This is a genomic window from Streptomyces sp. NPDC048636, from assembly GCF_040650655.1.
Taxonomy (GTDB): Bacteria; Actinomycetota; Actinomycetes; order Streptomycetales; family Streptomycetaceae; genus Streptomyces.
The window spans coordinates 24,656-43,632 of sequence record NZ_JBEZHR010000005.1 but is presented as its reverse complement, the minus strand read 5'-3'; the positions used below and the strand labels follow the sequence as shown (position 1 = coordinate 43,632).

General features: G+C 71.2%; 17 protein-coding genes. 7 read left to right on the top strand and 10 right to left on the bottom strand.

The annotated features are described in order from the left end of the window. Positions 1–9: 9 nt before the first annotated feature. The 10 genes from AB0C66_RS15420 to AB0C66_RS15375 all read right to left on the bottom strand — a co-directional run bounded on the left by AB0C66_RS15420 (position 10) and on the right by AB0C66_RS15375 (position 10,311). Entirely contained in the window at positions 10–714 is a 705-nt protein-coding gene (locus AB0C66_RS15420) for a DUF2470 domain-containing protein (RefSeq protein ID WP_362437503.1), read from the bottom strand. Between the two features lie 133 nt (positions 715–847). Further along, the gene (locus AB0C66_RS15415) at positions 848–1,900 is read right to left on the bottom strand and encodes an acyl-CoA desaturase (RefSeq protein WP_362437501.1); all 1,053 of its coding nucleotides are present in this window, start codon (positions 1,898–1,900) and stop codon (positions 848–850) included. Positions 1,901–2,087: 187 nt separating this feature from the next. Beyond that, a complete protein-coding gene (locus AB0C66_RS15410; RefSeq protein ID WP_362437499.1) occupies positions 2,088–2,699 on the bottom strand; it encodes a TetR/AcrR family transcriptional regulator in 612 nt (203 codons plus the stop codon). A gap of 48 nt (positions 2,700–2,747) precedes the next feature. Then, on the bottom strand, positions 2,748–3,650 hold the full coding sequence (locus AB0C66_RS15405) for a 3-hydroxybutyryl-CoA dehydrogenase (protein ID WP_362437497.1): 903 nt from the start codon (positions 3,648–3,650) through the stop codon (positions 2,748–2,750). Positions 3,651–3,808: 158 nt separating this feature from the next. Next, positions 3,809–4,984 (bottom strand): acyl-CoA dehydrogenase family protein, encoded by a 1,176-nt coding sequence (locus AB0C66_RS15400; protein ID WP_362437495.1) that lies wholly within the window; start codon positions 4,982–4,984, stop codon positions 3,809–3,811. Between the two features lie 72 nt (positions 4,985–5,056). Beyond that, a complete protein-coding gene (locus tag AB0C66_RS15395; protein ID WP_362437493.1) occupies positions 5,057–6,229 on the bottom strand; it encodes an acyl-CoA dehydrogenase family protein in 1,173 nt (390 codons plus the stop codon). 44 nt (positions 6,230–6,273) lie between these two features. Further along, positions 6,274–8,334, bottom strand: a complete 2,061-nt coding sequence (locus tag AB0C66_RS15390) for an acetate--CoA ligase family protein (RefSeq protein ID WP_362437491.1) — start codon at positions 8,332–8,334, stop codon at positions 6,274–6,276. Further along, positions 8,334–8,525 carry a ferredoxin gene (locus AB0C66_RS15385; RefSeq protein WP_362437489.1) on the bottom strand — a complete coding sequence of 64 codons (192 nt, stop codon included), beginning with the start codon at positions 8,523–8,525 and terminating at the stop codon, positions 8,334–8,336. Before AB0C66_RS15385 ends, AB0C66_RS15390 begins: the two co-directional genes overlap by 1 nt. Before the next feature lie 89 nt (positions 8,526–8,614). Beyond that, on the bottom strand, positions 8,615–9,850 hold the full coding sequence (locus tag AB0C66_RS15380) for an NADH-ubiquinone oxidoreductase-F iron-sulfur binding region domain-containing protein (RefSeq protein WP_362437487.1): 1,236 nt from the start codon (positions 9,848–9,850) through the stop codon (positions 8,615–8,617). Further along, positions 9,847–10,311, bottom strand: a complete 465-nt coding sequence (locus tag AB0C66_RS15375) for a hypothetical protein (RefSeq protein ID WP_362437485.1) — start codon at positions 10,309–10,311, stop codon at positions 9,847–9,849. Before AB0C66_RS15375 ends, AB0C66_RS15380 begins: the two co-directional genes overlap by 4 nt. Positions 10,312–10,762: 451 nt before the next feature. On the opposite strand from AB0C66_RS15375, the gene AB0C66_RS15370 reads away from it, so the two are divergent. The 7 genes from AB0C66_RS15370 (at position 10,763) to AB0C66_RS15340 (ending at position 18,935) form a co-directional block, all read left to right on the top strand. Next, positions 10,763–11,974 (top strand): aromatic ring-hydroxylating dioxygenase subunit alpha, encoded by a 1,212-nt coding sequence (locus AB0C66_RS15370; protein WP_362437483.1) that lies wholly within the window; start codon positions 10,763–10,765, stop codon positions 11,972–11,974. A 221-nt stretch (positions 11,975–12,195) separates the two neighbouring features. After that, the gene (locus tag AB0C66_RS15365) at positions 12,196–13,293 is read left to right on the top strand and encodes a spermidine/putrescine ABC transporter substrate-binding protein (RefSeq protein WP_362437481.1); all 1,098 of its coding nucleotides are present in this window, start codon (positions 12,196–12,198) and stop codon (positions 13,291–13,293) included. 1 nt (position 13,294) lies between these two features. Next, complete coding sequence (locus tag AB0C66_RS15360; protein WP_362437478.1) at positions 13,295–14,191, top strand: ABC transporter permease; 897 nt, start codon at positions 13,295–13,297, stop codon at positions 14,189–14,191. Next, positions 14,188–15,078 carry an ABC transporter permease gene (locus tag AB0C66_RS15355; RefSeq protein ID WP_362437476.1) on the top strand — a complete coding sequence of 297 codons (891 nt, stop codon included), beginning with the start codon at positions 14,188–14,190 and terminating at the stop codon, positions 15,076–15,078. Before AB0C66_RS15360 ends, AB0C66_RS15355 begins: the two co-directional genes overlap by 4 nt. A gap of 3 nt (positions 15,079–15,081) precedes the next feature. Next, positions 15,082–16,152, top strand: a complete 1,071-nt coding sequence (locus AB0C66_RS15350) for an ABC transporter ATP-binding protein (RefSeq protein ID WP_362437474.1) — start codon at positions 15,082–15,084, stop codon at positions 16,150–16,152. A gap of 46 nt (positions 16,153–16,198) precedes the next feature. After that, entirely contained in the window at positions 16,199–17,512 is a 1,314-nt protein-coding gene (locus AB0C66_RS15345) for an NAD(P)/FAD-dependent oxidoreductase (protein ID WP_362437472.1), read from the top strand. Continuing rightward, the gene (locus AB0C66_RS15340; RefSeq protein WP_362437470.1) at positions 17,505–18,935 is read left to right on the top strand and encodes an aminobutyraldehyde dehydrogenase; all 1,431 of its coding nucleotides are present in this window, start codon (positions 17,505–17,507) and stop codon (positions 18,933–18,935) included. The genes AB0C66_RS15345 and AB0C66_RS15340 overlap by 8 nt, the downstream gene beginning before the upstream one ends. The last annotated feature ends 42 nt before the right edge of the window (positions 18,936–18,977 follow it).

Below are 18,977 nucleotides of genomic sequence, written 5' to 3'. Positions count from 1 at the left end.
GCCGGCGGTTCAGGTCAGCAGCTGATTGGGGTGGGAGAGGCGGCGTGCGGTGGCCAGGAGGGCGTGGATCCGGGGACCGGCCTGGTCGATGTCGGTCACGGGCGTGGTGAACGGCAGCCGGACGTCGCGGTGGGTACGCGGGCACTCCAGGCGCAGGGTCACGCCGTAACGGTCCATCGCCACCGGGAGCGCGCGCAGCATGCCACGGTCCGGCCGGGGGCGGACGAGGCGCAGCAGCAGGGGAATGAGTTCGCTGTGGTCGTCCACGAGGTGGTTCAGCATGCCCGCTTCGCTGATGGCGATCGGGTCGAGTTCGGTCTGCTCCAGGTCGTGGAGGGTGACATAGGCGCACCCCTGGGCGTCTTCGAGCACCGCCTGACCGAATTCCATGCAGGTGCTCCCGGCGGCCTCCGCGCTGTACGGCGCGGCCAGCAGCCCGGTCACCGTGACCCGGGCGCGCAACCGGTCGCGCACCGGCGTGGGGGCGATATCGGTGAGCTCCAGCCGGACCGGGACGCGGGTCGCGGCTTGGTCACCGGGACCCTCGAACGGCGCGTGCAGATGGAAGTGGCCCATCGCCCCCATACCGTCGAGCCGCCGCACTTCGGTGTGCAGCCCGTCGCTCACCACTGACATCGAATGCGCGGCGGCAAGGATCGACCGGACACGCTCGGCGGCGGTCGGTGTGGCGGCGCGGGCAGGGAGAAGACGCATCCGGGCACTCCAGGCGCGAGAGGGGACATACGAGCTACTTAGGCATGCCTAACCTAACTTACGGGATGAAGATCCGGTAGCCCGCCGGGTCGCGCTCGGCACGGGCCGCTTCCGCGCTCGGCGCGGGCGCGGGTCACTCGGGCCGCGCCGCGCCGCCGACCGTGTGCATATGGCGCAGCCCCTGCTGGTAGGAGTCGAGCAACCCGGTTTCGGCGTAGGGAAGTCCGAGGGTGCGGCAGTGCTGGCGGACGAGGGGCTGGGCGAGCCGGAGATGGGGCCTGGGCATGTTCGGGAAGAGGTGGTGCTCGATCTGGTAGTTCAGCCCACCGAGCAGCCAGTCGGTGACCGCACCGCCGCGTACGTTGCGCGAGGTCAGGACCTGGCGGCGCAGATGGCCCCAGCGTTCGCCCGTCGGATCGGGCATCTCCATGCCCTTGTGGTTGGGGGCGAAGGCCATGCCCAGGTGGAGTCCGAAGAGCGCGTGGTGGAGCAGGGCGAACACCATGGCCTTGCCCACCGGCAGGCAGGTGAGCAGCAGGATGCCGTAGCCGATCGCGTGCAGCACCAACAGGGTTCCTTCGAGGGCCCGTTCGCGCATCGCCTGCCGTCGTAGGTCCTGGATACTGCTCACCTTCAGGGCGATGCCTTCGAGGAGCAGCATCGGGAAGAACAGCAGGGCCTGGTGGCGGGTCACCCAGCGGGCGAACCCGCGGCGCTCGGCCGCTTGCTCCGCGGTCCAGACGAGGGCGCCGACGCCGACGTCGGGGTCCTTCTCGATGTGGTTGGGATTGGCGTGGTGCCGGTTGTGCTTGTCGTTCCACCAGGCGTAGCTCATCCCGAGCAGCAGATTGCCGTGGAGGAGTCCGATGGCCCGGTTGGCCCGGCGGTCGAGGGCGATCTGCGCGTGTCCGGCGTCATGGCCGACGAAGGCGGTACGGGCGGACAGGACCGCGAGCGGCGGGGCGAGCAGCAGCGTCCACCAGGTGTTCCCGGCGAGCGCGAGCGCCGCCACCACAGCGATCAGGCCGAGGAGGTTCACGCCGATCATCCGCGCGTACCAGCCCCGGCGCCGCCGCAGCAGCCCCTGTGCCTTGACCTCCCGCAGGAGGGGAGCGAACTCGCTCCCCGGCGGCGCGATGCCGCCGACGAGTACCCGGGACTCGGACGGCACGGTGGCCTGGGACATGAAGGACTCCGGTCCTGTATCGGTCGTAACGTTCTGGCCTGCATAAACGTACGGACCGAAGGCGGGGTGGTGCCATGGCGGCACCACCCCGACCGCACGGGGGCCAACCCCCGAATCGCACAGGGGGCTGAGTACACCCCCACTCCCGGCGGCCCAGCCGTCCCGCGACGCCGTGGCGCGGCCGGGGTCAGATCTCGGGGAACTCCGGCGAGAGACCGAGTTCCTCGGCGACCGGCCGCCAGATGGCGGCCAGCACATCGTTCACGGTGACCGTGGGATCGCCCAGCATCAGCCGGATGCCATAGCCATCACTCAGCGCGAGCACCAGGGTGCCGAGGCGGCCGACGTCGACCGGGCGGAACTCACCGGAGGCCACGCCCCGCTCGATCGCCCCGCCCACCCATGCGTGGAGCTCGGCGTACAGGTCCACGGCGAACACCCGCGTCTTCTCGTCGCGCAGCGACCGCACCCACAGCTCCTGCCACAGACGCCAGTCCTGACGGAGTTCGGGATCCGTCGGCAGCAGGCTGTGGACGATCCTGGCCAGGACGACGGCGGAGGGTGTGGTCACATCGTCGTCGAGGCCGAGCGCCGAGGTGGCGAAGGAGTGGGTCATCGCCTCCGTGAAGAGCTTCTCGCGGGTGTCGAAGTGGTAGTGCAGCAGGGCGGTGGACACCCCGGCGCGCTCGGCAACCATCTTCATCCGGATCTTCTCGAAGCCGACCTCGGCGATGGCCCCGCACGCCGCGGACAGGATGCGCTCGCGGGTCTCCTCCGCGGTGCGCGCCCTGGTATCCATGTCGTGCCCTCCCCCACTCGTCGTACGGTCTGCCGTGGCCATCATCCCTCACCGAGCCTCCTGCCGCGGAGCCGCCGTACCGGGTGCGCGCTCGGGGTAGCTGTGGAAACCCTGCCCCGACTTCCGGCCGAGCAGACCCGCGTCGACCATGCGGGCCAGCAGCGGTGGCGGCGAGTAGTGCGGTTCCCGGAATTCGGCGTACAGGGAGTCGGCGATGGCCTGGGTGGTGTCCAGGCCGATGAGGTCGGCCAGGGCGAGCGGACCCAGCGGGTGGGCACAGCCCAGCACCATGCCGCGGTCGATGTCCTGCGCGGTGGCGATGCCGGATTCGACCATGCGGATGGCGGCCAGCAGATACGGCACGAGCAGCGCGTTGACGACGAACCCGGCGCGGTCGGGGGCGCGGACGACCTCCTTGCCGAGGGTGCCGGTGGTGAAGGACTCGGCCCGGGCGAGGGTGTCGGCGGAGGTGAGCAGCGAGGGCACCAGCTCCACCAGCGGCAGGACCGGTACCGGGTTGAAGAAGTGCACACCGATGACATGGCCGGGGCGCGAGGTGGCGGTGGCCAGGCGGATGACGGGGATGGCGGAGGTGTTGGTGGCCAGGACGCAGTCCTCGGAGGTGAGGATGGCGTCGAGGCGGGTGAACACGTCGAGCTTGATGTGTTCGTCCTCGGCGACGGCTTCGACGACCAGATCCCGGTCGTGCAGTGCGGCCAGGTCGTCGACGACGGTGATCCGGGCCAGGGCGTCGTCGCGGAGGTCGGGGGTGAGTCCGCCGCGGGCGGTGGCGCGCTCCAGGGAGCGGGCGATGCGCTCCTGTCCCGCCCGAGCGGCGTGGACGTCGCGCTCGACGACGGTCACCGGCAGCCCGGCGCGTGCGCAGACTTCGGCGATGCCGGCGCCCATGAGGCCGCAGCCCACTACTCCAACGCGTTCGATGCCGCCCATCGCGGTTCCTTCCTGACGTGGTTCACGGGGCTGTGGTTCATGGGGCCGGGGTTCATGGGCCGTGTGTGGTGGCCGCGGCGCGGTGCCGCGGGATGGCTTCCACGCTCCCGGGGGCGGCCCGGCCCGTGCTCGCCCCCGGGAGCGGGAAGTCCGCGGGATCAGCGCGTACCGGGCAGTGCCAGGACTCCCGTACCGCGCTTCACCAGTTCATTGGCGATGATCAGCCGCTGGATCTCGGAGGTGCCCTCCCAGATCCGGTCCACCCGCAGTTCGCGGTAGAGGCGCTCGACGGCGTAGGAGCGGTCGTAGCCGCGGCCGCCGAAGATCTGGAGACAGCGGTCGATCACCCGGCCCGACGCCTCACTGGCGGCCAGCTTGGCGATGGACGCCTTGGCGTGCAGGGTCTTGCGGTCGTCCGCGGACGCCTGGTCGACCTCCCACGCCACCTGGTGGGTGTAGGCGCGGTTGACGGCGATGTCCACTGCCGAGTCGGCCAGCATCCCCTGGATCAGCTGGTAGCTGGCGATGGGGGCGCCGAACTGCTCGCGCTCCACGGCCCAGTCCCGGGCGAGCTCCAGGGCCCGCTCGGCCGCGCCGATGGTCCGGGCGGCGATCATCAGCCGCTCCTCGGTGAACCACGAGCGGGTGATGTCATAGCCCTCGCCGATACCGCCGAGCACCGCGTCCTCGCCCACCTGGACGTCGGTGTAGGTGAACTCGGGGTGCTCGTAGACGAAGGTGTGCATGAAGCGGGGCACCCGGGTCATCTCGATCCCGGGGGTGTCCTTGTCGACGAGGAAGAGCGTCGGGGCGCGCTCGGGTCCCGCGGCGGCGAGGACGATCATGAAGTCGGCGTGGTCGCCGACGGTCACGAACCACTTCTCGCCGTTGAGCACCCACCCGGCGTCGTTCTTGGTGGCCGTGGTGGCCAGGTTCTGCGGGTCGGATCCGGCATTGGGCTCGGTGACCGCGTAGCAGTCGCGCCGCCGCCCCTCGATGACCGGGACGAGGAAGCGCTCACGCTGCTCCGGGGTGCAGAAGCGCAGCGCGTTGGCCGGCCGCCACACCATGTCCCACAGGGCGCCGGTGAGCCGCCCCAATTCCTCCTGCACGGTGGCCTGTTCGGCGATGGTCAGTCCGGCGCCGCCCCATTCGGCGGGCATGTTGACCGCCTGGAGTCCGGAGTCGAGGACCGCGTCGCGGATGGTGGCGTGGGCGCTGTCGGGCAGGCCGTTGTTCTCCTCGCAGGCGATTTCATAGCCAGCGATGAGGTCGGTGAGCGCGCGGGCGTCGGCCTTGAGCCGGGCCTGACGTTCGGTGAGACGGAAGTCCATGGCGGTCCTCACTGCTTCGAGGGTTTCGAGGGTGGTGGCGGGGGGCGGGGCGGTCAGTGGGGGCGGGGTTGGTCAGTGGGTGGGCAGGGCGAGGGCCCGGGTGCCGCGCTTGATGAGCTCGTTGGCGATGATCAGCCGCTGGATCTCGGAGGTGCCCTCCCAGATCCGGTCCACCCGCAGTTCGCGGTACATCCGCTCGACGGCGTAGGAGCGGTCGTAGCCGCGGCCACCGAAGATCTGGAGACAGCGGTCGATCACCCGGCCGGCCGCCTCGCTGGCGGCCAGCTTGGCGGTGGACGCCTTGGCGTGCAGGGTCTTGCGGTCGGTGCCCGGCTGATCGGCTTCCCACGCGACCTGGTGGGTGTAGGCGCGGTTGACGGCGATGTCCACGGCGCAGTCGGCCAGCATGCCCTGGATCAGCTGGTAGCCCGCGATGGGCCCGCCGAACTGCTCCCGGCCGATGGCCCATTCACGGGCCAGCTCCAGTGCGCGCTCGGCCGCGCCGACGGTACGGGCCGCGATCATCAGGCGCTCGTCGGTGAACCACTCCTTGGTCAGCTCATAGCCCTTTCCGACCCCGCCGAGCACATCCTCGTCGGCGACGAAGACATCGGTGAAGGTGAACTCGGGGTGCCCGTTGACGGCGGAGTGCATGAACTGGGGCACCCGCGTCATCTCCACCCCCGGGGCGGACTTGTCGACGAAGAACAGCGTGGGCAGCCGGTCGGGTCCCGCGTCGGCCTGCACCAACAGGAAGTCGGCGATGTCTCCGCAGGTGACGAACCACTTCTCGCCGTTCACCAGCCAGCCGCCCTCGGTACGGGTGGCGGTGGAGGCGCCGGAGGAGGGGTCGGATCCGGCGCCCGGCTCGGTCACGGCGAACGCGTCGAACCTCTCGGCGCGCAACACGGGGAGCAGGTACTTCTCGCGCTGCCGCTCGTCGCCGTAGGCGAGGACGTTGGCGGGGCGCCAGGGTATGTCCCACAGACAGTTGGTGGCCTTGCCGAACTCCTCCTCCACGATGACCTGGTCCAGGAGGGTGAGTCCGGCGCCGCCCCATTCGGTGGGCATGTTGATGGCGTAGACCCCGGCGTCCATGGCGGCGCGGGTCAGCTCCGCGACGGTCTCCTGCGGCAGCGGGCCACCGGCCTGCTCGGACTCGTCCTCGTAACGCATGAGGAGACGGGCGTAGTCGGCCGCGCGCCGCTTCAGGTCGGCCTGTTCGGGGGTGTAGCGCATATCCATGAAAGACCTCTTCGGTACGGGTTCGGGCTGCGGGTGCGGTGGGTTCAGGCGAGGACGGCCCGGGAGTCCAGGGCGAGCACTCCGGTGGGGCGGACGAGGAGCGGGTTGACTTCGAGTTCGGCGATCTCGGGGTGGGCGGCGGCGAAGGCGGTGATGCGCTCGATGGCGTCGGCGGCCGCGGTGATGTCCACGGCGGGGCGGCCCCGGACACCGTCGAGCAGCGAGGCGGTGCGCAGCTGGCGCAGCAGGTCGAGTGCGTGAGGTGCGGGGACCGGCGCCAGGGCGAAGGCGACGTCGCGCAGCGCCTCGGCGAGGATGCCGCCGAATCCCACCATGGCGACCGGGCCGAAGCGCGGGTCGCGGTTGACGCCGACGATCAGCTCGATGCCGTCGGAGAGGTCGGCCATGGCCTCCACGGAGTAGGAGGGGGCGCCCAGCCTGCCGTGCATATCGCGGTAGGCGGCGAGCAGTTCATCCGGTCCGGCCAGCCCGAGGGCCACTCCCCCGGCGTCCGACTTGTGGAGCAGATGGAGGGCCTTGAGGACATAGGGACCGGTGATCTCGGCCGCGGCGGCGCGGAGTTCGTCCTCGTCGCGGATCTCCTGTACGGCCGGGAAGGGTATGCCCGCGGCTTCCAGTGCCCGGCGGGTCTCCAGATATCCGGTCCGCTCCAGCGGCGCGGCGGCCTGCGGAAGGGGCGCCACACCGGCCGCGGGGGCGGTCGCGCCGGGGCCTGCCAGGGCGGCGAGGGCGCGGGCCGCGTCCTCCGTCGCCCCGAACACGGGGATACCGGCCGCGATGAGGGTGCGGCAGCTGGGCGAGCCGGGGTACATCGACTGCACGACGAGGGGTTTGGCGCTTCTCTGATGCCGGGCGACGATGGCGTGGGCGGCCTCCTGCTCACCGCGGGCAAGTGCCGCACCGCCGCCGAGTCCGCTGCCCGCGTCGGCGTAGCCACCGAAGTAGCCGGTCATCAGGACGGCGTCGGCCTCCTCCGCCTCGAGCAGGGCCGCGACGGTTCCGGTGTACGAGGAGGGGTCCTGTTCGCCCATCCCGGCCAGGTCCACGGGGTTGCCGAGGGCGGACTGCTCCCACAGCACCTCCCGCAGACCGTCCTGGGTGTCCGGGGTGAGTTCGGGCACGGTCAGCCCCGCGGCCTCGGTGGCATCGGCGGCGATCACTCCATGGCCGCCGCCGTCGGTGAGCACCGCGACACCACGGCCCTTGGCGCGTCGTTCCCCGGCCAGGGCGGCCAGGACGACGGTGAGTTCGCGCGGGGTGGCGACGAGTTCCACTCCGGCGTCCCGGCATGCGGCGGTGACGACGTCGGCCGAGGTGGTCAGGGCGCCGGTGTGCGACTGGGCGCTGCGGGCCGAGGCGTCGCCACGTCCGGCGGTGAGCAGCACCACCGGCTTTCCGGCGACGGCGGCGGCTTCGGCAAAGGCCCGGCCGTCGGCGAAGTCCTCGGCGTAGACGGCGATGGCGCGGGTGCCTTCGTGGCGGGCGCAGTCGGCCAGGAGGTCGACGAGGGTGACATCGGCCTGGTTGCCGAGCGAGACGAACCGGGAGAAGCCGAGGCCGTGCGGTCCGAAGCGGAGCTGGAGTTCGAGGGCGAGGTTGCCGCTCTGGCTGAGCAGGGCGATTCCGCCGGGGGTGAAGGTGTCGGAGGCGAGAAAGAGATCGGTGGTGTTGTCGGCGATGCCCAGGCAGTTGGGGCCGACCATCACGGCACCGGCGGCGCGGACCCGTTCGGCGACGGCACGCTGGCGTTCGCGTCCGGCGGCGCCGGTCTCGGCGAAGCCCGCCGTGATGGCGACGATCGCACGGGCCCCGCAGTCCAGGGCCTCGTCGACGGCGGCCTCGAATCCGGCGGCGGGCACCGAGACGACGGCGAGGTCGACGGGTTCGCCGATGGCCCGGACGCTGGGGGCGGCGGTGCGGCCCAGGACCGTTCCGCCGCGGCGGTTGACGAGGTGCACCGGGCGCCGGCGGTCGGCCCGGATGGCCTGGGAGGCGATGGCGTGGCCGTACTTGGCGGGGTCGTCGCTGGCTCCGACGACCGCCACGGACACGGGGTCGAAGAGTGCGCTCAGGTCACGTCCCATCACTTCACCAGCCGCAGCGCTGAGTTGGGGCAGGCGGCGACGGCCTCGGCGGCCTCCTGCTCCGAGCCCTCGGGCACGGTGGTCCCGATCAGACGGGCATAGCCCCACTCGTCGAGCTCGATGAGCGCGGAGGCGGGTTCCTGGCACAGGCCGTAGGCCTGGCAGCGGGTGGAATCCAGCAGAAGTTTCATGGCGGGGTCCTTTCGGGGACGAGCGGTGGCGGTACGGGACCGGAGGGACGGCCACGGCGGGGACGCCGGTGTCGCGGGATGCTGCGAAGTCAGGGGACGGCGACGACAAGGCGGTTGCCGTCGGGGGGCGGTGCGGCGGAGCAGGCGGGGCAGGGCGTGTTCTGGTGGTCGCCGACCCGCTCCGGGAAGTGGGCGAGGAGGGTGGCGGCGATACGGGCGGCGGCGTCGAGGAGGCCGCAGGCACCGCGGCCGGGCAGTTGGGTGGACCAGCGGAGCAGCTTGGCGGTGTCCTCCTCACCGGTTTCCCCGCGGCTCACCGCGGCGAGGGTCTCGGCCAGCGCCCGGGTGCCGGACACACAGACACCGCACTGGCGGGCGCTCTGCGCGGCGAGATATCCGGCGGCGTCGGCCGCGGCCGCGACGGGGCAGTCCTCGGGGGCCAGGAAGTGCAGGGCGCCGCATCCCAGCGCACTGCCCGCCGCGGAGAGTTCCTCGTGGTCGAGCCGTAGATCGGCCCAGCCCGCGCCGTGCACTCCGCCGAACAGCCCGCCGAGGAGGACCGCCGGGGCCCTGCCGTGGCCGAAGAGGTCGGCGAGGGTCTTGAGATGGGTGCCCGCGGGTGCCTCGACGAGCGCGGGCTCGTTCCCGGGTCCGGCGATGGTGACGAGGTGCGCGGCGGCCACCTCGGCGGCGGCGTCGGGGTGGGAGGTGAGCAGGGCGACGCGGGCCAGCGTCTCCACATTGGCGACGAGGGTGGGGGCGCCGCCGACGCCGCGTTCGAAGGGGCGTGGGGGTTTGGCGGTGGGCAGTGCGGGGCCGCCGTCGATACGGCGCACCACGGCGCTCTCCTCCCCCGCCACATAGGTGTGTTCGGTGACCACCACCTCGACGGGGACCTCGGTGGGCCGCTCGGTGAGCGCGCGGCGGACCGCCGCCTCGGCGGCCGGGTCGGCCAGGTAGACATAGCCGCGGCGGGCACCGGTGACGGCCGCCGCGAGCCGTACACCGTCCAGGACGAGGTGCGGCCGGTGGCGCAGCAGCCAGCGGTCCTTGACGGAACCGGGTTCGCCCTCTTCGCCGTTGGCGACGACGACGGTGTCGCCGGGGGCGTCGCGTACGGTGCGGAGTTTGACCGCGGCGGGGAATCCGGCGCCGCCGCGGCCGCGCAGCCCGGCGGTGGCGATGCGGTCCAGCAGCTGGTCGGGGGCGGGGACGGGGGCGTATCCGCCGGTGGCCTCGTAGCGGGAGAGGTCTTCGCCCCCGGGTGGTTGCGGGGCGAGTGCGGTGGGCTGTCCCTGAGGGGTCAGGGAGAGGATGCCGGTCATGCGGCGGCTCCCTTGTCTGCGCGGTTCCTGAGTCTGAGCAGCGCCTGTTCCAGTGCCCGGCGCTGCGGGGCGGCGCGGTCGTATCCGGCCCCGGGGAGGCCGATGAGCATCCGGTGGTGGTCGAGGACGACCTCGCCCGCCACCAGCGCCGCGTGGGGGTCGGCGTCGATGGACCGGTTTCCGCGGCCGGACACGTCTCCGTCGGCGGACGCGTCTTCTTCGGCGGGCGCGTCTTCTTCCGCGGCGTCGACGACCAGGGCGGTGACCTCCGCGAGATAGCCGAGCCAGCTGCGCTGGGTGCCGCGCAGGATCAGCCGCTCGACCCTGCGGCGTTCCGCCGTGGTCAGGGCCGCGAGGGAGAGGTCGGCCGGGCGGGGGCGCAGGGCGGCCACCGCGGCGGGCAGCTCTCGTTCGGGCTCGGGGGTGAGGCCGAGCCAGACCAGGCTTCGACGACCGCTCATGCGTGCCTCCGGGTGGGCGGGGACGTCCCGTCCCCGTGATGTCCGGGGGCGGGGTGTGGACGCGATGAAGAGGGAAGCGGGGGCGGGGCGGCGGTTGCTCCGGCGGCCGGTGTCGGCTCGGACGGAGTTCCGCGGGGCGCGGGCCGGCTCGGGGGTGGCGGTCCGCGCGGACCTGTGGGGACGGGGACCGCTCCGGGGCTCGGACCTGTTGATCCGCGGATGCCCGGACGGGCCACGTGGGGGCGGGACGAGCCTGGGGAGGCGGCCTCGCCACGAGTAGACTAACTAACTAATTAGTCAGCCGACAAGCCTTGACAGTAACCCGAGGTCCCCTCAGTCTGACTAACCAATTAGTCAGCGAGGTTCACGGCGCGGCCTGAATCACAGCCGATCGCCGACCCTGCACAGCCTGATCACCCATCGCCGCCCACGCGGCGTGGAGGAGGATCCGATGCAGCCCCCGATCACCCCGGCCCCCGCCCTTTCACCGGCGCCGCCGGGCACGCCCCCGGAGCACCCCGGGCAAGCTCTCCCGGCGCGGTACTACACCGACCCGGACATCGCCACGGCCGAGACCGACCGCATCTTCACCCGGTCCTGGCAGCTGGTCTGCCATGAATCCGATCTGCCCGGCCCCGGTGCCCGGCTGGCCGCCACCGTGGCGGGACGCAGCGTCCTGGTCGTACGCACCACCGAGGGCGGCCTCGCCGCCCACCTCAACGCCTGCCGTCACCGCGGCACCCGGCTGGTCACCGCGCCCGAGCCCTCGGGCAAGGCGATCCGCTGCCCCTATCACGGCTGGACCTACAAGCTGGACGGCACGCTGGTCGGCGCCCCCGAGGCCCGTCAGATCCCCTGTCTGGACAAGCCCCGGCTCGGGCTGCACCCGGTCAAGGTGGAGTCGTTCCTGGGGTTCGTCTTCGTCAACCTCGACCTCGACGCCGTACCGCTCGCCGAGAGCTGTGCCGGTCTCGAGAAGGCCGTGGGGCACTACGCCGGGGCCGACCTCACGCCGGTCGGGAAGTACCGCATCCACGATATGGACACCGCCGAGCAGCAGAACGCCAACTGGAAGGTGATCGTCGACAACTATCTCGAGGGTTACCACGTCCCCGTGGCCCACCCCGCGCTGATGCGGCTGCTCGACTACCAGGCGTACACCGTCGACGTCCAGGAGTCGTATGTGCTCTTCGAGTCACCCCTGCGCGACAAGCCGTCCTCGAACTGGACCGAACGGCTCTACCAGCGGTTCGCCTCCCCCATGCCCGGGCTGACCGAGGAGGACCGGCGGGTCTGGCGTTATGCCGTGATCTACCCGAATACCCTTATCGACTTTTACCCTGACCACGTGCTCGCGTGGACCGCTCTTCCCACCGCCCAGGACCGGGCGGCGATCCCTGGTGCCTTCTACACCCGGCACGGCGAGAGCGCACGCACCCGGCTGGCCCGTCGGCTGAACATCCACATCGGCTGGGTCACCAACGACGAGGACGCCGAGCTGGTGAAGCGCGTCCAGGCGGGAATGTCGACACCGGGCTTCGAACCGGGTCCGCTCTCGCGCCGTGAGACGGCCGTCGGCTGGTTCGCCGGCCGGGTCCGGGCCGACCTCGACGGCGACGGCGGCCCGGCCGGGAACCCCGGATCCGACGGGGACGGCGCGTGACCGGCCGCCCGGCGGAGGCCGCGCAGGCCACACTCCCCGTGGCCGCCCCGACAGCCTTACCGACGCTCCGCTGAGACACCCGCTGTCCTGCCAAGACCGGATCACTACGGAGACAGGGCCTCCGTGAGCCGCGCCCCCGGTCCCCGCCCTGAAGCTGTGCCCTTCCTCGACGGAGAGGACGCTCCGTGTCCCCCGAGGTACCTCCACCCTCCCGGCGCACCATGCTGCGCGCAGGCGCCATCGGCCTGCTCGGCGCGGGTGGCGCCGCACTCAGCGGCTGCGGGTTCATGCCCGCCAAGAAACCGGACGAACGGGCCCTGGCCCCGGTCCGCGCACGTGTCGACGGCGATCTCGTCTACTTCAACTGGGCCGACTTCGTCGACCCCTCGGTCTTCAAGGGCTTCGAGAAGGAGTACGGCGTCAAAGTCATCCAGTCGAACTTCGACTCGATGGAAGGCATGGTCGCCAAGCTCAACGCGGGCAATCGCTACGACATCGTCTTCCCCACCGCCAAATGGGCCCAGCGCCTGGTCCGGGGCGGACGGCTGCGCCGGATCGACCACTCCCAGCTCACCAACGCCCACGCGGTCTTCGGCAAGCGCGCCTACTTCACCAACCCCTGGTACGACCCCGGATCCGCGCACACCATCCCCTTCACCGCCTACAAGACCGGTATCGGCTGGCGCCGCGACCGGATCGGCAGCCTCACCGGGTCCTGGAAGGACCTGTGGAGCGACAAGGCCAGGGGCAAGGTGTTCCTGCTGGACGACCGGGACGAGGTGCTCGGCATGGGCGCCCTCCGGCTCGGCCTGGACGTCAGCACCGGCGACTCCGGCGAACTGGACCGGGTGGTGTCCTCCCTGGCGACCCTCCGCCCGCGGCTGCGTGGCTTCTCCAGCGACAGCTACAACAACCTGCTCAACGGCAACGCGGTGATGACCCAGGCGTGGAGCGGCGATATGGCCGCCATGCTCAACCAGGCCAAGGACCCCTCGGTCTTCGGCTTCCAGGCCCCCAAAGAGGGCACGCCCATCAACTCCGACTGCTACGCCATCCCGTGGAACGCCCGCCACCCCGGCACCGCGATGCTCTTCATCGACTACATGCTCCGCCCGGAGAACGTGAAGAAGAACATCGAGTACATCGGCTACCCCATGCCGGTGGACGGTACCGAGGAGATCTACCGGGCCCTGGTCAAACCGTTCCCGGAGTGTGTGGTGACCGAGGACGACCTCAAGGCGGACCTGTTCTTCCGTAACGGCAGCCGTGCCCAGGAAGACGCCCGCGACACCGCCTGGACCCATGTGAAGGCGGGCTGACATGACACTCTCCCCATCCTCCGGCGGCCGACGACGGAGCCGCCGCGCCTCCAGCACGCGCATCTGGACCTGGTTCATGGTCCCCGGCACCCTCTGGATGACCAGCTTCCTGATCGCCTCCCTGCTGCTGGTCGCCGTGCTGGCCGTCGGCACCACCGACAGCCTCGGCAACCCCCGTTTCGGATTCGACCTCGGCAGCGTCCGGGCCCTCGCCGACCCGGCCTACTCACAGGTCCTGCTGCGCTCCCTCGGCTACTCCGTACTGACCTGCGTGATCTGCCTGGTGATCGCCTACCCGGTGGCGTACACCATCGCCCTGCACGGCGGACGCTTCAAGAACGCGATGATCGCCGCGATCGTGGTGCCGTTCTTCGCCAACTACCTGGTGCGGATGTACGGCTGGTCGGTGGTGCTCTCCGACGACGGCCCGCTGCTGAGGGCGCTGCGCGGAATCGGCCTCGCCGACTCCGGCACGAAGATCCTCAACACCGGTGTCGGTGTGGTCGCGGGCCTGGTCTACGGCTTTGTGGTCTTCATGATCATCCCGCTGTACGCCGCCCTGGAGCGGCTGGACGTCTCACTGATCGAGGCCGGGCGGGACCTGTACGGCGGGCCGCTGCGCACCTTCTTCTTCGTCACCCTCCCGGCCACCCGCCAGGGCGCGGCCGCCGGACTGGTCCTGGTCTTCCTGCCCGCCATGGGCGACTTCGTCAGCGCACAGCTGATGGGCGGCCCGGACCAGATCATGATCGGCAACCTCATCCAGGACAAGTTCTTCCAGGGCCAGAACTGGCCGCTGGGATCGGCGCTCACGATGATGCTGATGCTCGCGCTGCTGATCGGCATGCTCGGCTATCTGCGGCGCACCCGCAAGGACGAAGCGGAGGCCCGCCGATGACCCTGTTGCGTACGCCCACCGGCACCGACGCCACCACCACCGAGCCGCCCCGCCCGCGGTCCCGGAAGCGCCGCGGGCGCGCCGACCGCAAGCCGCGGCTGGCCTTCGGCGTCACGGCGCTGTTCTTCGCCCTGCTGTATCTGCCCATCGGCGTGGTGGTGCTGTTCTCCTTCAACACCGTGAAGTCGCTGACCGTCTTCGACGGCTTCGGACTGCGCTGGTACCGGGCCTTCTTCCACGACGAGGTGCTGATCTCCTCACTGGGCACCAGCCTGAAGATCTCGCTGGTCGCGATGGCCGGTTCGGTTCTGCTCGGCACGGCTCTGGCCCTCGGCCTGGTGCGCTGCCGGACCCGGCTGGGCTCGGTGGCCGGTCTGATCATGCTGGTGCCGCTGATCACGCCGGAGATCGTCACCGGAGTGGCGTCCATGCTCCTGTTCAAGGGGCTGGGCGTGACCCTGTCGACCGGCACCGTGATGCTCTCGGAGATCACCTTCTCCATCTCCTATGTCACGGTGATCCTCCGCTCCCGGGTCGCGGCGCTCAACCCCGAGGTGGAGGAGGCCGCGATGGATCTCGGCGCCACCCGCTTGCAGGCCGTGCGGCTGGTGACGCTCCCGGCCCTGCTGCCCGCCGTGCTCGCCTGCTCCGTGCTGATCTTCGCGCTGGTCTTCGACGACTTCGTGCTCGCGTACTTCACCACCGGTGTCGATCCGCAGCCGCTGTCGGTGCGCATCTACTCCGCGATCCGCTTCGGGGTGCAGCCCACCATCAACGCCGTGGGCACACTCATGCTCGCCGGGTCCATCGGCCTCATCGCCCTCGCGCTGTTCATTCCGCGCCTGTTCGGCCGCCGCGGTGGCCTCGATCTCCTCTCAGGGAAGTGACCCATGGACGCGACTCCCGCCGTCCGGCTCGACGGTGTCTCCAAGCAGTACGCGGACTCCTACGCCGTCCGTGACGTCAACCTCGACATCGAAAGCGGTGAGTTCTTCTCCCTGCTCGGCCCTTCGGGCTGCGGCAAGACCACCTCACTGCGGATGATCGGCGGCTTCACCGACCCCACCGACGGAGCGGTGCTGCTCGGCGGCGAGGACGTGACGGCGCTGCCGCCCAACAAGCGCAACGTCAACACCGTCTTCCAGAGCTACGCCCTCTTCGATCACCTCAGCATCGCCGACAACATCGCCTTCGGTCTGAAGCGCAAGGGCGTGGACAAGGCGGAGATCCGCCAGCGGGTCGGCGAGATGCTGGAGCTGGTGCAGCTCAGCGGTCAGGCCCGGCGCAAGCCCCGCACCCTCTCCGGCGGTCAGCGTCAGCGTGTGGCGCTCGCCCGCGCGCTGGTCAACCGTCCGGCCGTGCTGCTGCTGGACGAGCCACTGGCCGCGCTCGACCTGAAGCTGCGCCGCCAGATGCAGGTCGAGCTCAAGCAGATCCAGCGTGAGGTCGGCATCACCTTCGTCTTCGTCACCCACGACCAGGACGAGGCGCTGACCATGTCCGACCGGGTGGCGGTGATGAACGACGGCCATGTCGAGCAGTGCGGCACCCCCGAGGATGTGTACGAGCACCCCGCGAGCCGCTTCGTCGCCTCGTTCATGGGCACCTCCAACCTGATGGCGGGCACCTACCGGGACGGCTCGGTCGTCCTGGACCAGGGCCCCGCGCTGCCCGTCGGCCACCGGGACGACGTCGGCGACGGCGCCACCGTCAGCATGTCCGTGCGCCCCGAGAAGATCTGGCTCTCCGACTTCGAACCGGGCATGGAGGTGCTGCGGGGCGTCATCCGCGAAACCGTGTACTCCGGGCCGACCACCACCTATCTGATCGAACTCGCCCCCGGGGTCACCCTGTCGGTGCTGGAGCAGAACACCGCCCGGGCCCGTATGGAGGACCGCTGGATCGGCGGCGAGACGGTGGAGTTCGGATGGCGCCCCGAGCACTGTCTCGTCCTCGCCTGACCGCCCGACCCGCGCCTCGGGCGCACCGAACGAAGGAACCGACGAGATGCACCACGATGTGATCGTGCTGGGCGCCGGTCTTGCCGGGCTCGCCGCCGCGCGCGACCTGGCGGCCGGTGGCGCCGATGTCCTGGTCCTGGAGGCCAGGGACCGGGTCGGCGGCCGGGTGGAGCAGACCCGGCTGCCGGACGGCCGCACCGTCCAGCTGGGCGGTGAGGTGGTGGGCCGCGCCCACACCGCGTATCTGACCCTCGCCGATGAGCTGGGCCTGAAACTGGTCCCCAGCTATGTCGCCGAGCCGGGCGAGATCACCCGGACCACTCCGGAGGGCCGCTCCGCAGGGGATCCACCGCACTGGTTCGGCCCCGGCGACCTGGCCGAACACAAGCGGCTCAGCGGGGAGTTCGTGGCCCTGGCGTCGGGTGTGGACCCCGACGACCCCTGGTCCCACCCGGAGGCGGCCGCGCTCGACCGGCTCTCGGTCGGCGGCTGGCTGCGGTCCCAGCACGCCTCCCCCGCCGTCGTCCGGCTCTGGGAGATCGGCCAGCTCGCCCTGGCCGACGGCTCCTGCGAGCGGACCTCGCTCCTCGCCGCGCTCCGCAAGAACGCCGCGGTACCGAGCGATGGCCACTACGACTACGACGACTGGGAGGGACTCCGGCTGGCCGACGGATCCGCCACCCTCGCCGAGGTCATGGGGCGTGAACTGGGCGGACGCGTCCGCCTCGGCTCGCCGGTGGCCGCGCTCGACATCGCTCCCGGCCGCTGCCACGTACGCCTGGTGACCGGCGAGATCCTCACCGCGGGGGCGGTGGTCAGCGCCCTGCCGGTGGGCCCGCTGCGTTCGGTGGCCATCACCGGGGTCGGCGCGGCCCGACTCGCCTCGCTGCACCGCCAACGCCACGCGCTGGCCGCGAAATTCACCGCCGTCTACGCGGATCCGTTCTGGCGCGACGCCGGACTCAGCGGGCTGTCGGAGTGCGAGGGGGTGCTCGGATCGACCTGGCCGCAGAACGACGGTGTGCTGTCGGCCCTCGTCCCGCCCGAGCGCTTCGGCGTACTGCTCGGCACACCACCCCAGCTGCGCACCCCCGAACTGCTCGAGGAGATGGCCGGGATGTTCGGCGACCGGGCCCGCTCACCGCTCGCCTGCCATCTGCGCCTGTGGGGCACCGATCCCTGGACGCAGGGGTATGTCACCCAGTGGACACCGGGTGAGGTCATGGCCGTGGGGCCGCTGCACGGCACCCACGAGCCGCCGTTCTACGTATGCGGCTCCGACCAGTGGGTGGCGGGCTATATGGAAGGCGCGGTGCGCACCGGACGCGCCGCCGCCCGGGAGGTGCTGAGCCGTGGCTGAGCGTACGGACTTCTCCGTGGTGAACCACATCGACGGCGCCGATGAACCGGCCGCGTCCGGTGCCACGATGCGGCTGGTGAACCCGGCCACCGGCGCCGTCGACGGCAGGGCCCCGCTGTCCGGCCCGGCGGATGTGTTCGCGGCGGGCCAGGCGGCGCGCGACGCCTTCGACAGCTGGTCGCTCACCACCCCGCAGGAGCGGCAGACCGCACTGCTGCGGATCGCCGACGCCATGGAGCTGCACGCGGACGCGCTGGTGGAGGCGGAGGTCGCCGACACCGGCAAACCGTACGCCGCCTTCCGGGACGACGAACTGCCCCCGACCATCGACGTCCTGCGCTTCTTCGCCGGAGCCGCCCGCAATCTGCCGGGTGTCGCGGCAGCCGAGTACACCCCGGACCGCACCTCGGTGCTGCGCCGTGAACCCGTCGGGGTGTGTGCCCAGATCACACCGTGGAACTACCCGCTGATGATGGCGGTGTGGAAGATCGCCCCGGCGCTGGCCGCGGGCAACACCGTGGTGCTCAAACCCTCCGACACCACACCCCGGTCCACAGTGGCGCTGGCACGGCTCGCGGCGGAACATCTGCCGCCGGGAGTGCTGAACGTGGTGTGCGGCGACCGGGACACCGGGCGGGCCCTCGTCTCGCATCCGGACGTACGGCTGGTCGCCCTCACCGGCAGCGCACGGGCCGGGCGGGAGATCGCCACCGCCGCGGCCTCCGACCTCAAACGGCTCCATCTGGAACTCGGCGGCAACGCGCCGGTCCTGATACACGAGGACGCCGATCTCGACGAGGTGGTCGGGCAGTTGTCGTCGCTGTCCTTCTACAACGCCGGACAGGACTGCACCGCGGCCACCAGGATCCTGGTCCACGAGCGGATCCACGATGCCTTCGTGGACGCCTTCGCGGGCGCGGCCGCACGGCTGCGCCCGGGCGGCCCCGACGACACCGGCGCCGACTTCGGTCCGCTCAACAGCTCGGAGCATCTGCGGACGGTCCGTGGCGCGCTGGACCGGCTCCCGGCCCACGCCCAGGTGGTGGCGGGAGGTTCCGCCCTGGACCGCCCCGGCTTCTTCCATGAGGCGACGGTGGTGACGGGGGTGCGCCAGAGCGACGAGATCGTGCAGGGCGAGGTGTTCGGCCCGGTGGTGACCGTCCAGCCGTTCGCCGACGAGGCGGAGGCGCTGCGGCTGGCCAACACGGTGCCGCAGGGGCTCGCGGCGAGTGTGTGGACCCGGGACCACGACCGCGCCATGCGCGCGGGCCGGGCGCTGCGCACCGGGATCGTCTGGGTCAACACCCATGGCACCACTGTCTCCGAGCTGCCACACGGCGGCGTCCGTCACTCCGGCTACGGCAGCGATCTTTCGCTGGGCGGACTGCTCGACTACACCCAGCCGAAGCATCTGATGCTGTGAGACACCCGCCGCCGTCCGCGACCCTCCCCCTGGGGTGCGGAC